Source organism: Streptomyces sp. NPDC025638 (assembly GCF_055558775.1).
On record NZ_JBVHLX010000016.1, the window covers coordinates 75,177 to 88,483 of the forward strand.

Here is a 13,307-nt window from a genome sequence, read left to right on the forward strand (position 1 = left end):
GCTACCCGCCCTCATCCGTCGCCAGGCGTGCCGCCGCCTCGTGCAGTGCCAGTTCCAGCAGCGCCGGATCGGTGAGCGTGCCGGAGCCGTCCGGGGGGAGCAGCCAGCGGAGCGCGCCGGTCGGCCGGGTGGGGTACGGGACGGTGATCCAGGTGCCCGCGCCGACCGTGCGGATGCCTGTGCCGAGCCAGCATTCGGCCGTGCCCGGCGGTACGAAGAAGCCCATTCGCTCGTCGGCGAGGTCGACCAGCACCGGGCCGGGCCGGTCGAGTATGCGGATGAGTACGTCGAGCGTCGGGCGGCCGAGCGCGCCCGGCACGACGAGCACGTCCCACGCCTTGCCTGCCGGAAGAAGCGTGACACCCCGAGGGTTGCGTTCCCACTCCCAGCGGCAGGCCTCGGGATCCGGCGCGACCGATGCCAGCCACTCGACCGCCGACTTCGCTCCAGCCATGAGAAGACCTCCCTGCCTCCCGTCGACGCGGTCGCGTCAGCAGGAGAGAGGGAGGTCCTCAGCAGGCATTACGCGGGTTGCGGTCCCTCCTTGGAGTGAACCGGATCCTCGCCCGGCAGGGCTCAGCTGTCGAAGCCCAGCCCCAGCCGGTCCATCGTCCGCAGCCACAGGTTGCGCCGCCCGCCGTGCTCGTCCGCACGGGCCAGCGACCACTTGGTGAGGGCGATGCCGGTCCAGGCGAAGGGCTCGGGCGGGAAGGGCAGCGGCTTCTTGCGGACCATCTCCAGGCGCGTGCGCTCGGTGTCCTCGCCCGCCAGCAGGTCCAGCATCACATCGGCGCCGAACCGGGTGGCACCCACGCCGAGGCCCGTGTAGCCCGCCGCGTACGCCACCTTGCCCTGGTGGGCGGTGCCGAAGAACGCCGAGAAGCGTGAGCAGGTGTCGATCGCGCCGCCCCACGCGTGCGTGAAGCGGACGCCCTCCAGCTGCGGGAAGCAGGTGAAGAAGTGCCCGGCGAGCTTGGCGTAGGTCTCGGGGCGGTCGTCGTACTCGGCACGAACGCGGCCGCCGTAGGGGTAGATCGCGTCGTACCCGCCCCACAGGATCCGGTTGTCGGCCGACAGCCGGAAGTAGTGGAACTGGTTGGCGCTGTCCCCGAGGCCCTGGCGGCCCCGCCAGCCGATCTCGGCGAGCTGCCGCTCGGTGAGCGGCTCGGTCATCAGGGCGTAGTCGTAGACCGGCACGGTGTAGGCCCGGACCCGCTTGAGCAGGCTCGGGAAGACGTTGGTGCCCAGCGCGACCCGGCGGGCGCGCACCGAGCCGTACGGGGTGCGTACGGCCATGCCCGCGCCGTACGGCTTCAGGTCCAGGGCGGGCGTGTGCTCGTGGACGCGCACGCCCAGTTGGAGGCAGGCGCGCTTCAGGCCCCAGGCGAGCTTGGCCGGGTGGAGCATGGCCACGCCCCGGCGGTCCCACAGCCCCGCCTCGAAGGTCGGCGAGTTCACCTGCTCGCGCACGGCGTCCGCGTCCAGGAACTCGATGCCGTCGGCCAGGCCCTTGTCCTCCAGCTCCCGGTGCCAGTCGCGCAGTTCCCGCGCCTGGTAGGTCTCGGTGGCGACGTCGATCTCGCCGGTACGCTCGAATTCGCAGTCGAGGGAGTGCCGGGCGACCGCCTTCTCGATCTCGTCGAGGTTGCGCTCGCCCAGCTCCCGGAGGGTGTGGATCTCGTCCGGCCAGCGGGCGAGACCGTTGGGCAGTCCATGGGTGAGGGAGGCGGCGCAGAAGCCGCCGTTGCGGCCCGAGGCGGCCCAGCCCACCTCACGGCCCTCCAGCAGCACCACGTCCCGCTGCGGGTCGCGCTCCTTGGCGTTGAGCGCGGTCCACAGTCCGCTGTAGCCGCCGCCGACGACCAGCAGGTCGCAGGTCTCGGCGCCGGTGAGGGCGGCCTCGGGGTGGGGCTTGCCGGAGTCTTCGAGCCAGTACGGGACCGGCTGTGCTTCGGAAAGAGACTTGGTCCAACGGGTCATGGCGCTTGGGGCCATGATTTCAACTCCCTACAGAGTTCTTCCGGTCATGCCTTTTGCTTGTTGCGGCGATTCGTGACGACCATCGAGGACAGCACGAGCAGTACGGCGACCAGGAACATGGCCGTACCGATGACATTGATCTGAACGGGCGTGCCGCGCTGCGCCGAGCCCCACACGAACATGGGGAAGGTGACGGTCGAGCCCGCGTTGAAATTGGTGATGATGAAATCGTCGAAGGAGAGCGCGAAGGAGAGCAGCGCGCCCGCGGCGATTCCGGGGGCCGCGATCGGCAGGGTGACCCTCAGGAAGGTCTGCGCGGGACCGGCGTACAGGTCCTGTGCCGCCTGCTCCAGGCGCGGGTCCATCGACATCACGCGCGCCTTGACCGCGGTGACGACGAAGCTGAGGCAGAACATGATGTGCGCGATCAGGATCGTCCAGAAGCCCAGCTGGGCGCCCATGTTGAGGAACAGGGTGAGCAGCGAGGCGGCCATGACGACCTCGGGCATGGCCATGGGCAGGAAGATCAGCGAGTTCACCGCGCCGCGTGCGCGGAAGCGGTAGCGGACCAGGGCGAAGGCGATCATCGTGCCGAGGAGCGTGGCGCCGATCGTCGCCCACAGGGCGATCTGGAGGCTGAGGGACAGCGAGCCGCACATGTCGGCGACGCCGCACGGGTCCTTCCAGGCGTCCGTGGAGAACTGCTGCCATTCGTAGTTGAAGCGCCCCTTCGGTTTGTTGAAGGAGAACACCGTGACGACGACATTGGGCAGCAGCAGATAGGCGAGCGTCAAAAGTCCCGCGATGACGACGAGATGGCGCTTGAGCCAGTTGACGAAGGGCATCAGACCAGATCCTCCGTCCCGGACCGGCGAATGTAGATCGTGACCATGAGCAGAATCGCGGCCATGAGGATGAAGGAGAGGGCGGCGGCCGTCGGATAGTCCAGAATGCGCAGGAACTGCGTCTGGATGACGTTGCCGATCATTCGGGTGTCGGTGGAGCCGAGGAGTTCGGCGTTGACGTAGTCGCCGGCCGCCGGGATGAACGTCAGCAGCGTTCCGGAGACCACACCGGGCATCGACAGCGGGAAGGTGACCTTGCGGAAGGTCGTCCAGGGCTTGGCGTAGAGATCGCCCGCGGCCTCGTGCAGCCGGCCGTCGATGCGCTCGAGCGAGGTGTAGAGCGGCAGGATCATGAACGGCAGGAAGTTGTACGTCAGACCGCACACCACGGCGAGTGGAGTCGCCAGGACGCGGTCGCCCGCGGTCCAGCCGAGCCAGTTGGTGACGTCCAGGACGTGCAGCGTGTTGAGGGCGCCGACGACCGGGCCGTTGTCCGCGAGGATCGTCTTCCAGGCCAGGGTGCGGATCAGGAAGCTGGTGAAGAACGGGGCGATCACCAGGATCATGATCAGGTTCCGCCAGCGGCCCGCACGGAAGGCGATCAGATACGCCAGCGGGTAGCCGAGCAGCAGGCACAGGACGGTCGCGGCGGCGGCGTAGAAGACCGAGCGCAGGAACTGCGGCCAGTACTCGGCCAGCGCGTCCCAGTAGGTCACGAAGTGCCAGGTGACCTTGTAGCCCTCCTCCAGGGAGCCCGTCTGCACGGACGTGGAGGCCTGGTAGAGCATCGGCAGCGCGAAGAAGATGATCAGCCAGAGGATGCCGGGCAGCAGCAGCCAGTAGGGGGTCCACTTGCCGCGCTTGCGCGGGGGCTTCTTCTCGGGGGTCGGCGTCAGGGGTGGCGCCTCGGTGACAGCGGCCATCTCAGGCGGCCTCCTCGTCGACCGTCTCCACGCCCGCGTCGATGTCCTGGTCCGCGTCCAGACCGAAGGTGTGGGCGGGGCTCCAGTGCAGGACCACGTCGGCTCCCGGCACCAGACGGGCGTCGCGCTCGATGTTCTGGGCGTAGACCTCGAACTCGGGGCAGACGGCGCTGTCGATGACGTACTGCGTGGAGACGCCGATGAAGCTGGAGTCGGCGATCTTGCCGCTGATGCGGTTGCGGCCCTCGGGGATCGAGCCCGCGTCGTCGGCGTGCGTGAGGGAGATCTTCTCCGGGCGGACGCCGACGAGCACCTTGCCGCCGGTGCGCGCCGGGGCGGAACAGCGCGCCTCGGGCAGCACCAGCTTGCCGCCGCCCGCCTTGAGGACGATGTCCCCGCCGTTCTTGCCGTCGACCTCGGCCTCGATGAGGTTGGAGGTGCCGAGGAAGTTGGCGACGAATGTGGTCTGCGGGTTCTCGTACAGATCGGTGGGCGCGCCGAGTTGCTCGACCCGGCCCGCGTTCATCACGGCGACCGTGTCGGCCATGGTCATGGCCTCCTCCTGGTCGTGCGTGACATGGATGAAGGTGATGCCGACCTCGGTCTGGATGCGCTTGAGCTCCAGCTGCATCTGGCGGCGCAGCTTGAGGTCGAGGGCGCCGAGGGGCTCGTCCAGGAGCAGCACCTTGGGGTGGTTGATCAGCGCGCGGGCGACCGCGACGCGCTGCTGCTGACCGCCGGAGAGCTGGTGCGGCTTCTTGCGCGCCTGCTCGCCGAGCTGGACCAGGTCGAGCATCTCCTCGACCTGCTTCTTGATGCTCTTGATCCCGCGCCGGCGCAGGCCGAAGGCGACGTTCTCGAAGATGTCCAGGTGTGGGAAGAGCGCGTACGACTGAAAGACGGTGTTCACCGGCCGCTTGTACGGCGGCAGGTGCGTCACCTCCTGCTCGCCGAGGTGCACGGTGCCGGAGGATGGCTCCTCCAGGCCGGCGATCATGCGCAGGGTGGTGGTCTTGCCGCAGCCCGAGGCGCCGAGCAGGGCAAAGAAGGAGCCCTGCGGCACGGTCAGGTCGAGCGGGTGTACGGCGGTGAAGGAGCCGTAGGTCTTGCTGATCCCGGTGAGGCGGACGTCGCCGCTGGTGTCTGTCGTCATCATCGTCACGCCCCTGTGAGCTTCGCGAACTTCTCTTCGTAGGCCGTCTCTTCCTTCTGGCTCAGCGAGCGGAAGGCGTGGGACTTGGCGGCCATGGCCTTGTCTGGAATGATCAGCGGGTTCTTCGCCGCGTCCTCGTCGATCTTCGCGAGGTAGGGCTTCACGCCGTCGACCGGAGTCACGTAGTTGATGTAGGCGGCGAGTGCGGCGGCCTGCTCGGGCTCGTAATAGAAGTCGATGAGCCGCTCGGCGTTCGTCTTGTGGCGCGCCTTGTTGGGGATCAGCAGGTTGTCGGTCGACGTCATGTAGCCGCTGTGGGGGATGACGAAGTCGACGTCCGGGCTGTCCGACTTCAGCTGGACGACGTCGCCGGCCCAGGCGACACAGGCCGCGAGGTCGCCCTTGGTCAGGTCGGACGTGTAGTCGTTGCCGGTGAAGCGGCGGATCTGGCCCTTGTCGACGGCCTTCTGCAGCCGGGCGATCACGGCGTCGAAGTCGTCGTCGGTGAACTTCGCCGGGTCCTTGCCCATGTCGAGCAGCGTCATGCCGATGCTGTCGCGCATCTCGGACAGGAAGCCGACGCGGCCCTTGAGCTTGGGGTTGTCGAGCAGGTCCGAGATCGACTTCACCTCGATGCCGTCGAGCGCCTTCTTGTTGTAGGCGATGACGGTCGAAATGCCCTGCCACGGGTACGAGTAGGCGCGGCCCGGGTCCCAGTCCGGGTTGCGGAACTGCGCCGACAGGTTGGTGTAGGCGTGCGGCAGGTTGGACGGGTCCAGTTTCTGGACCCAGCCCAGGCGGATCATCCGGGCGGCCAGCCAGTCGGTGAGGACGACGATGTCGCGACCGGTGTCCTGACCCGCGGCGAGCTGCGGCTTGATCTTGGCGAAGAACTCGTTGTTGTCGTTGATGTCCTCGGTGTACTTGACCTGTATGCCGGTCCGCTTGGCGAACGTCTCCAGCGTCGGGTGGTGCTTGCCGCTGTCGTCGAGGTCGATGTACTCGGTCCAGTTGGAGAAGTTGACGACCTTCTCCTGCTTCGAGTGGTCCTCGGCGGACGTGCCGCCCTGGGTCTTGCCGGCCGCGGGGATACCGCAGGCGCTCAGCGCCCCGAGTCCGCCGACTGTCAGCGCGCCCCCTGCGGAGGCGCGCAACAACGATCGGCGGGTCATGGCCGCCCTGCCATTGCGGAGGCTGCGCCGCATGGCGGCCGCTTGGGCCGCGGTCAGGCGGTCGGGCTCGTACTGCTCCATGCGCTTGGTGCCCTTTCGGGAGGTGGCGGCCGCCGGTCGTGCGGCCTGTTGTCGCTAGCGGTCCCCGAAGATCGTGCGGTGCCAGTCCTTGCGGACTACCGCCGTATTGTCGAACATAACGTGCTTGACCTGCGTGTACTCCTCGAACGAGTACGTCGACATGTCCTTGCCGAAGCCGGACTGCTTATAGCCGCCGTGCGGCATCTCACTGATGATCGGAATGTGGTCGTTGACCCATACACACCCCGCCTTGATCTCGCGGGTGGCGCGATTCGCCCGAAAGACGTCCCGGCTCCATGCCGAGGCGGCGAGCCCGTAGGGGGTGTCGTTGGCCAGCCGGATGCCCTCATCATCACTGTCGAACGGCAGAACGACCAGCACCGGACCGAAGATCTCGGACTGGACGATCTCGCTGTCCTGGGGCGCATCGGCGACGAGGGTCGGCCGATAGTACGCGCCGTTCTTGAGCTCCGCCTGGGGAGCCTCGCCGCCGGTCACCACGCGCGCGTAGGCACGCGCCCGGTCGACGAAGGCGGCCACGCGGTCGCGCTGGACGTGCGAGATGAGCGGGCCGAGATCGGTGCCGGCCGCGAACGGGTCGCCGAGCCGGACGCTCTCCATCAGTTCCGCGGTCTTCTCGACGAACGCGTCGTACAGCGGCCGCTGCACGTACGCGCGCGTGGCGGCCGTGCAGTCCTGCCCGGTGTTGATGAGCGCACCGGCCACCGCGCCGTTGACGGCCGCCTCCAGGTCCGCGTCGTCGAAGACGACGAAGGGGGCCTTGCCGCCGAGCTCCAGGTGGATGCGCTTGACGGTGGCGGTGGCGATCTCGGCGACGCGCTTGCCGACGCCGGTGGAGCCGGTGAAGGAGGTCATGGCCACGTCGGGGTGGCCGACGAGGTGCTCACCTGCCTCCTTGCCCGTGCCGGTCACGATGTTGACGACACCGTCGGGGATCCCGGCGTCCGTGGCCGCCTGGGCGAACAGCAGCGAGGTCAGCGGCGTGAGCTCGGCGGGCTTGAGCACGATGGTGTTGCCCGCGGCGATCGCCGGGAGGATCTTCCAGGCGGCCATCTGGAGCGGGTAGTTCCAGGGCGCGATGGAGCCGACGACCCCGATGGGCTCACGGCGGATGTACGACGTGTGGTCACCCGAGTACTCACCGGCGGACTGCCCCTGCAGATGCCGGGCCGCGCCCGCGAAGAACGCGATGTTGTCGATCGTGCCCGGGACGTCGAACTCCCGGGTCAGCTTGAGCGGCTTGCCGCACTGCAGGGACTCGGCGCGGGCGAATTCCTCGGCGCGGTCGGCGAGCACGGCGGCGAAGCGGTGCAGCGCGTCGGAGCGCTCGCCAGGGGTGAGGCCGGCCCAGCCCGGGAAGGCGGCACGGGCCGCGGCGACCGCGGCGTCCACGTCGTCGGTCCCGGCCAGGTCGTAGGTGTACACCTCCTCGCCGGTGGCGGGGTCGACCACGGCGTGGCGGCGGCCGGACGTGCCCTTGGTCAGGCGTCCGGCAATGAACTGTGCACCGTCCGCGAGGCGCTCCTGCGCCGGGAATCGTTCCGGGGTCGCGGTGCCCGGGTTGTCCATGTCGCTCTCCTCCGCCGTCGTCCCGCCCCAGGGGGGCGGGTGGCGTAGCTCCAGCTCGATTTGAGTGCCGATCCTGACAGAGCAAGGGGAGTCCAACAAGTGATTCCGTTGTTGCCTTTTGGTTACGCGACGGAATCTGTCGACCAGGTGTCGAGTCGGCACGGAAAAGGCAGGACGGAGTGTCAGTGGTGCGTGCCACACTCGCATGCATGGGGAAGATCGCCAGTTTGGAATCCCTGACCAGGGAAGTTCGCGCAGGCACGCGCATCAGATACCTGCACTTCTGGGGGCACCGGCCGCGCCCCGACGGGCAGATCGGGGCGAGCTGTCTCAGTCAGTGGTGGCCGTCACCGTTCGTGGTCGACGACGTCGCCTACGCGACGGCCGAGCACTGGATGATGGCGGGCAAGGCGCGGCTCTTCGGGGACGCGGAGGCGGAGCGACGGATTCTGGCGGCAGGCCATCCCTCCGAGGCCAAGAAGGCCGGACGGCTGGTGCGCGGCTTCGACGAGGCGATATGGGAGCGGGAGCGCTTCCGGATTGTCGTGGAGGGCAGCGTCCACAAGTTCACCACGCACGCCGACCTGCGCGCGTTCCTGCTGGGCACGGGCAGCCGCGTGCTGGTGGAGGCGAGCCCCGTGGACCGTGTGTGGGGCATCGGGCTCGCGGCGGACGACGAGGCGGCCATGCACCCGGAGCGGTGGCGGGGTCCGAACCTGCTGGGGTTCGCGTTGATGGAGGCGCGGGAGCGGATCGCCGGGGGCGCCTGAGGTCTCCCCTACGGGCGTTGCCGGCGCTTGTCGGCTCTCTGCGAGGGTCAGGTGGCGTTCGCGATCTCGAACGCGACCATCACCAGGGCGAGGACGATGCCCGCGGAGCCGCAGATGATGCCGGCCAGGGACTGACCCGGGTTCGTGGCCTCGCCGCGGCGGGCCTTGCCACGGCCTATCCCGCCGAAGATCACGCCCAGCACGCCCAGCACGAGGGCCAGCGGCCACAGGCAGAAGGTGATGGCCGCCAGAATGCCCAGCACCAGCCCGGCCGTACCCATGCCGTTGCTCGGCATGGGGTGCATGCCCGGCCAGCCGTAGTAGCCGGCCGGGGCGCCGTGCGGCGCCGGATAGCCGTACCCGGCGGGCCCGCCCGGGTAGCCGTACGGCACCTGACCCGGGCCGTCGGGGGCTATGGGCGGCGGCGGAACGAGGGCGTCCTGGGGGTGAGGTCCTGCCGCCGCGGGCGGGGCGAAGGGGTTTCCCGCGGCGGAGGCGGGGGCCGGCGGGGCGAAGGGGTTCCCGGCCGGGGACGCGGGGCCCGGCGGGGCGAACGGGCTCGGTGCCGGGGGCGTTGGGGACGCGAAGGGGTTGGCCCAGGCCGGGGGTGCGGCCTCGTTCGGGAAGGACGCGATCGTCTGCTGGTCGTGGACGGAGGGCGGAGGCGGGGTCCCGGTCCCGGTCCCGGTCCCGCCGGAGAACACCGTGTCACCGGGGCCGGGGCGGGCCGCCGGGGTGTCGTCGGCCGGGGGCGCCCAGGGGTTGGGGTCGGGCCGGTGCGCCGCCGGTGGCACGGGGTGTTCGGCCCCGGTCCCGCTCGCGCGCTTGTCCAGGGGCACCCCGGGGGCCGCACCCCACGCGGGCGATCCGGGCGTCCCGGACGAGGGGTCCGCGTCAGCAGGTCCCCGGTCGGCGGGCGGCGCACAGGAACCCGGGGAGTCACCGCCGTGCGAACCCGGGGAGCCCGAGTCGTGCGAGGTGTCGTCCCGAGGAGTCGACCGGTTCTCGGCGGTGTTCTCCGGTGACTGCGGCACCTCGTCGGCCATTGCCTGGGATCCCCTCTGCTCTGCGTCCCGTCATGCTACGGGGCACACTGCCGCTCTCGGGCCCGGCCTACGATGACCCCGGATCACCGATCAGCCGATCACCCGCGCCCGGACCACGGTCCGCCGGCACCGTTCCCGGGGAGGGACCCTTGACCGACACCGCCGCCCGCGATCCGCACGCCTTCATCGCCGGACTGCCCAAGGCCGAACTGCACGTCCACCACGTCGGCTCCGCCTCCCCGCGCATCGTCTCGGAGCTGGCCGCCCGCCACCCCGACTCCAAGGTCCCCACCGACCCCGAGGCCCTGGCCGACTACTTCACCTTCACGGACTTCGCCCACTTCATCGACGTATATCTGTCCGTCGTCGACCTCATCCGCACTCCGGAGGACGTACGTCTGCTGACCTACGAGGTGGCTCGCGACCTGGCCCGGCAGCAGGTGCGCTACGCCGAGCTGACCATCACGCCGTTCTCCTCGACCCGGCGCGGCATCGACGAGCGCGCCTTCATGGACGCGATCGAGGACGCCCGGAAGGCGGCCGAGGCCGAGTTCGGGACCGTGCTGCGGTGGTGCTTCGACATCCCCGGCGAGGCGGGTCTGGAGGCCGCCGAGGAGACGGCACGGCTCGCCACCGACGACCGGATCCGCCCCGAGGGACTGGTGTCCTTCGGGCTCGGCGGGCCGGAGATCGGCGTACCGAGGCCGCAGTTCAAGCCGTACTTCGACCGCGCCATCGCCGCCGGGCTGCGGTCCGTGCCGCACGCCGGCGAGACGACGGGGCCCGAGACGGTCTGGGACGCCCTGCGGGAACTGGGCGCCGAGCGCATCGGGCACGGCACCAGTTCGGCACAGGACCCCAAGCTGCTCGCCCACCTCGCCGAGCACCGCATCGCCCTGGAGGTCTGCCCGACCTCCAACATCGCCACCCGCGCGGTCCGCACGCTCGACGAGCACCCGATCAAGGAGTTCAGCCGGGCCGGGGTCCTGGTGACGATCAATTCCGACGACCCGCCGATGTTCGGCACCGACCTGAACAACGAGTACGTGGTGGCCGCCCGGCTGCTCAAGCTCGACGAGCAGGGCCTGGCCGGCCTGGCGAAGAACGCGGTCGAGGCCTCCTTCCTGGACACGGCCGGCAAGGCCCGGATCGCGGAGGAGATCGACACGTACACCTCTGCGTGGCTCGCGCCCTGACGCGCAGCACAATGAGCCCATGCAGATCCTGACCGCCGTGGCCCACCGCGGCGACCCCTACCGTTTCCGCGAGAACACGCTCGACTCGCTGCGTTCCGCGCTCCAGCAGGGCGCGGACGCGGTCGAGTTCGACGTACGGCTCACCCGCGACGACGTACCCGTGCTGCTGCACGACGAGACGCTGAAGCGGCTGTGGGAGCACGACCGGCCGCTGCGGTCGCTGTCCGCGGACGAGGTGCGCGGGCTCACGGCGGGCGGGGTGCCGACGCTGGCGGACGCGCTGGCCGCGACGGACGGCAGCCGGGTGCTGGTCGACCTGCCGGGGCGGGTCGACCGCAGGACCGCACGCGCCGTCCTGGACGTCGTCCGCCAGTGCGGGGCGCAGGACCGCGCCTACTACTGCGCGGACGCCGAGGCGATGCTCGCGGTGCGCGCCGCCGACCCGTCCGCCGAGATCGCCCTGACCTGGACGAGCCTCGCGCCGCCGCGTCCGGCGCTGCTGGACACGGTGCGCCCGCGCTGGCTCAACTACCGCTTCGCGCTGGTGGACCACGACCTCACCGCCCGCGTCCACCGCGGCGGCCACCTCCTGTCCGTCTGGACCCCCGACACCCGCCGCTCCATGCGCCGCCTGGTCGACCTGGGCGTCGACTCGATCACCACGAACCGCATCGGCACCCTGTGCGCACTGCGCGACGTCGGCGAGGGCGAGGGTTACACGCGCGAGCGCTGAGCGACCGTCGCCGCGTCGGCCGGGGTCGTCCGGGCGACGTACTGCGGTACGGGTGCCGAGTCCTTGCCGTCGTCGCGCACCAGGCCGTAGCGGATCGCTCCCTGGGCGGGCCCGGTGTCGATGTCCTGGTTCACCGCGTCCCAGGTCGACGGGAAGACGATGATGCCGTAGTCGCAGCCCCGTTCGTTCTGGGTGAGGGTGACCGTGCCGTCGAGGTAGAAGTACTCGTTCTGCCACATCTGCTGGGTGCCGTCGGGCAGCACGGCGTAGCCGATGGCCGGGCCGCCCATGCCGGTCGCGTAGCCGTCGGGGCTGCCCGCGAGCGCGTCGTCCATCCGGCGCCCGCCGCCCGACGCGACATGGAACAGCCTGCCCTCCAGTCCGGTCCAGGCCGGCATGACCAGTGCTCCGGGCCGGTACTTCGGTGATATCTGCCAGCGGACCAGGACGTATCCCCTACCGCTGAGCGTCACGTGCTCCCCGCGGTGCTGCATGACGGCCTTGGCCCCGCCGGTGCTGCTGATCCCGGTCTCGGGGCGGCGCGGCAGGGCGGCGGGCCGCGCGTTCGGGTCGGGGGCCGTATCGACGGCGTCGACGACCGAGCCGTAGAGCTCGGCCTTCGCGGTCCGCTGCGAAGGAGAGGGTGAGGCCGACGAGGTGGGCGAGGGCGGGCGGGTGCGGGCGGGTGGTGCGCCGGTGACGGCGGCCGTGGGGGTGACGGCCACGCGCGGCGGCGGGTCGTCCGGGGTCTGTACGACGACGTAGGCGCCCCCCGCGACGATCGTCGCGCCCGCCGTCACCGCCACGGCGGGCTTGGTCAGGGCGCCCAGGACCTTGGCGGACCAGCCCGCGGAGGTGGCGGCGACCGCCGTCTTGCCGCCGAGGGCCAGCGACAGCGTGAACCCCACCGGGACCGGCACGAGGGCGATGCCGGCCAGGAGGCGCTCCGCCGGTACGACGGACTCGCGTGTGTCGCCGCAGTAGCCGCAGCCCCTGATGTGCCGGGCCAGCCGCTTGCGCCAGACCGAGTCGGGACGCCCGTCCCAGCGGACGGTCAGCTCCCGCAGTTCGGGGCACGCCCCGTCGAGCGCGCGCACGATGCCGCGCGAGGTCTCCAGCCGCTCCTTCATCCGCTGGACCCGTACGGCCGCGTGCTGCCGGCTGATACCGACGGCCGCCGCCAGCTCGCGCCGGGTCAGCTCGCCCGCGACCTCCAGCCACCACAGCGACAGCAGTTGCCGGTCCTCGGCGTCCAGCCAGCGCACCGCCTCCGCGACCTCGCGCCGCTGGCCGTCCAACTGCAGCCTCAGCACGGTGAGTTCGGCGAAGTCGGTGGTGTCCTGCGGCACGCTCTCGTCCAGCGGCTGCGTCGGTCTGCGCCGGGCCCGGTCCCGTATCTGCCGCATGGCGATGGCCATCAGCCAGGGCCGGAAGCTGTCCGGGTCGCGGAGCGCGCCGAGGTTGCCGACGGCACGGATCATGGTCTCCTGGACGACGTCGTCGACATCGGCGTGGCCGTTCAGGGCGCGGCCGACGACGTTGTACACCAGCGGCAGCCAGCCCTCGACCAGCTCGTCCAGCGCCCGCCGGTCGCCCGCCTGCGCGGCCTCGATGGTGGCGCGCCACTGCCGCCCGTGCACGTCCGTCCTCATGCCCGCACCCTCTCAACCGGGGACGTCATGTTGGCAATGTCCGGGATCACAGTGCGGAGACGGAGCGAGTGCCTCCGGAATAACACTTTTTCGCCGGCGCCGATCTCCGACGGTCACCGACACCGTCCGACGCTTTCTCCGGAATCCGCGGCCCCCTAGGGGACCG

Annotated in this window: 11 protein-coding genes and 1 pseudogene; 3 read left to right on the forward strand and 9 right to left on the reverse strand. The window is 70.4% G+C overall.

Features of this window, described 5'->3' with window-relative positions:
- Window position 1: 1 nt before the first annotated feature.
- The 7 genes from ACZ4EG_RS34935 to ACZ4EG_RS34965 form a co-directional block, all read right to left on the reverse strand.
- Complete coding sequence (locus tag ACZ4EG_RS34935; protein ID WP_467793463.1) at window positions 2–454, reverse strand: hypothetical protein; 453 nt, start codon at window positions 452–454, stop codon at window positions 2–4.
- A gap of 122 nt (window positions 455–576) precedes the next feature.
- Window positions 577–1,995: an NAD(P)/FAD-dependent oxidoreductase gene (locus tag ACZ4EG_RS34940; protein WP_467793464.1), complete on the reverse strand. Its 1,419-nt coding sequence runs from the start codon at window positions 1,993–1,995 to the stop codon at window positions 577–579.
- A 29-nt stretch (window positions 1,996–2,024) separates the two neighbouring features.
- Window positions 2,025–2,825 carry an ABC transporter permease gene (locus ACZ4EG_RS34945; RefSeq protein WP_263213263.1) on the reverse strand — a complete coding sequence of 267 codons (801 nt, stop codon included), beginning with the start codon at window positions 2,823–2,825 and terminating at the stop codon, window positions 2,025–2,027.
- Window positions 2,825–3,748, reverse strand: a complete 924-nt coding sequence (locus ACZ4EG_RS34950) for an ABC transporter permease (protein WP_453554423.1) — start codon at window positions 3,746–3,748, stop codon at window positions 2,825–2,827. The genes ACZ4EG_RS34945 and ACZ4EG_RS34950 overlap by 1 nt, the downstream gene beginning before the upstream one ends.
- Window position 3,749: 1 nt before the next feature.
- Entirely contained in the window at window positions 3,750–4,901 is a 1,152-nt protein-coding gene (locus ACZ4EG_RS34955) for an ABC transporter ATP-binding protein (protein WP_453554566.1), read from the reverse strand.
- 5 nt (window positions 4,902–4,906) lie between these two features.
- Window positions 4,907–6,154: an ABC transporter substrate-binding protein gene (locus ACZ4EG_RS34960; RefSeq protein ID WP_467793465.1), complete on the reverse strand. Its 1,248-nt coding sequence runs from the start codon at window positions 6,152–6,154 to the stop codon at window positions 4,907–4,909.
- Between the two features lie 54 nt (window positions 6,155–6,208).
- Window positions 6,209–7,744, reverse strand: coding sequence for a gamma-aminobutyraldehyde dehydrogenase (locus ACZ4EG_RS34965; RefSeq protein ID WP_467793466.1), 1,536 nt, complete (start codon window positions 7,742–7,744; stop codon window positions 6,209–6,211).
- Window positions 7,745–7,953: 209 nt separating this feature from the next.
- On the opposite strand from ACZ4EG_RS34965, the gene ACZ4EG_RS34970 reads away from it, so the two are divergent.
- A complete protein-coding gene (locus ACZ4EG_RS34970) occupies window positions 7,954–8,514 on the forward strand; it encodes an NADAR family protein (protein WP_467793467.1) in 561 nt (186 codons plus the stop codon).
- Between the two features lie 47 nt (window positions 8,515–8,561).
- Here the strand turns inward: ACZ4EG_RS34970 and ACZ4EG_RS34975 are convergent, their stop codons facing one another.
- Window positions 8,562–9,560, reverse strand: a complete 999-nt coding sequence (locus ACZ4EG_RS34975) for a DUF4190 domain-containing protein (RefSeq protein WP_467793468.1) — start codon at window positions 9,558–9,560, stop codon at window positions 8,562–8,564.
- Window positions 9,561–9,592: 32 nt separating this feature from the next.
- Between ACZ4EG_RS34975 and ACZ4EG_RS34980 the strand changes: the two are divergent.
- A pseudogene (locus ACZ4EG_RS34980) lies at window positions 9,593–10,756 on the forward strand (adenosine deaminase).
- Between the two features lie 19 nt (window positions 10,757–10,775).
- On the forward strand, window positions 10,776–11,489 hold the full coding sequence (locus tag ACZ4EG_RS34985) for a glycerophosphodiester phosphodiesterase (protein ID WP_467793469.1): 714 nt from the start codon (window positions 10,776–10,778) through the stop codon (window positions 11,487–11,489).
- Here the strand turns inward: ACZ4EG_RS34985 and ACZ4EG_RS34990 are convergent.
- A complete protein-coding gene (locus ACZ4EG_RS34990) occupies window positions 11,471–13,141 on the reverse strand; it encodes an RNA polymerase sigma factor (protein WP_467793470.1) in 1,671 nt (556 codons plus the stop codon). The two genes, ACZ4EG_RS34985 and ACZ4EG_RS34990, sit on opposite strands and share 19 nt — an antisense overlap.
- Between the last annotated feature and the right edge of the window lie 166 nt (window positions 13,142–13,307).

Excerpts from the sequence above, each read along its gene's own strand:
- ACZ4EG_RS34940 (WP_467793464.1), bottom strand. The coding sequence starts at position 1,995 with ATGGCCCCAAGCGCCATGACCCGTTGGACCAAGTCTCTTTCCGAAGCA.
- ACZ4EG_RS34955 (WP_453554566.1), bottom strand. The coding sequence starts at position 4,901 with ATGACGACAGACACCAGCGGCGACGTCCGCCTCACCGGGATCAGCAAG.
- ACZ4EG_RS34935 (WP_467793463.1), bottom strand. The coding sequence starts at position 454 with ATGGCTGGAGCGAAGTCGGCGGTCGAGTGGCTGGCATCGGTCGCGCCG.
- ACZ4EG_RS34960 (WP_467793465.1), bottom strand. The coding sequence starts at position 6,154 with ATGGAGCAGTACGAGCCCGACCGCCTGACCGCGGCCCAAGCGGCCGCC.
- ACZ4EG_RS34950 (WP_453554423.1), bottom strand. The coding sequence starts at position 3,748 with ATGGCCGCTGTCACCGAGGCGCCACCCCTGACGCCGACCCCCGAGAAG.
- ACZ4EG_RS34990 (WP_467793470.1), bottom strand. The coding sequence starts at position 13,141 with ATGAGGACGGACGTGCACGGGCGGCAGTGGCGCGCCACCATCGAGGCC.
- ACZ4EG_RS34945 (WP_263213263.1), bottom strand. The coding sequence starts at position 2,825 with ATGCCCTTCGTCAACTGGCTCAAGCGCCATCTCGTCGTCATCGCGGGA.
- ACZ4EG_RS34970 (WP_467793467.1), top strand. The coding sequence starts at position 7,954 with ATGGGGAAGATCGCCAGTTTGGAATCCCTGACCAGGGAAGTTCGCGCA.
- ACZ4EG_RS34965 (WP_467793466.1), bottom strand. The coding sequence starts at position 7,744 with ATGGACAACCCGGGCACCGCGACCCCGGAACGATTCCCGGCGCAGGAG.
- ACZ4EG_RS34985 (WP_467793469.1), top strand. The coding sequence starts at position 10,776 with ATGCAGATCCTGACCGCCGTGGCCCACCGCGGCGACCCCTACCGTTTC.
- ACZ4EG_RS34975 (WP_467793468.1), bottom strand. The coding sequence starts at position 9,560 with ATGGCCGACGAGGTGCCGCAGTCACCGGAGAACACCGCCGAGAACCGG.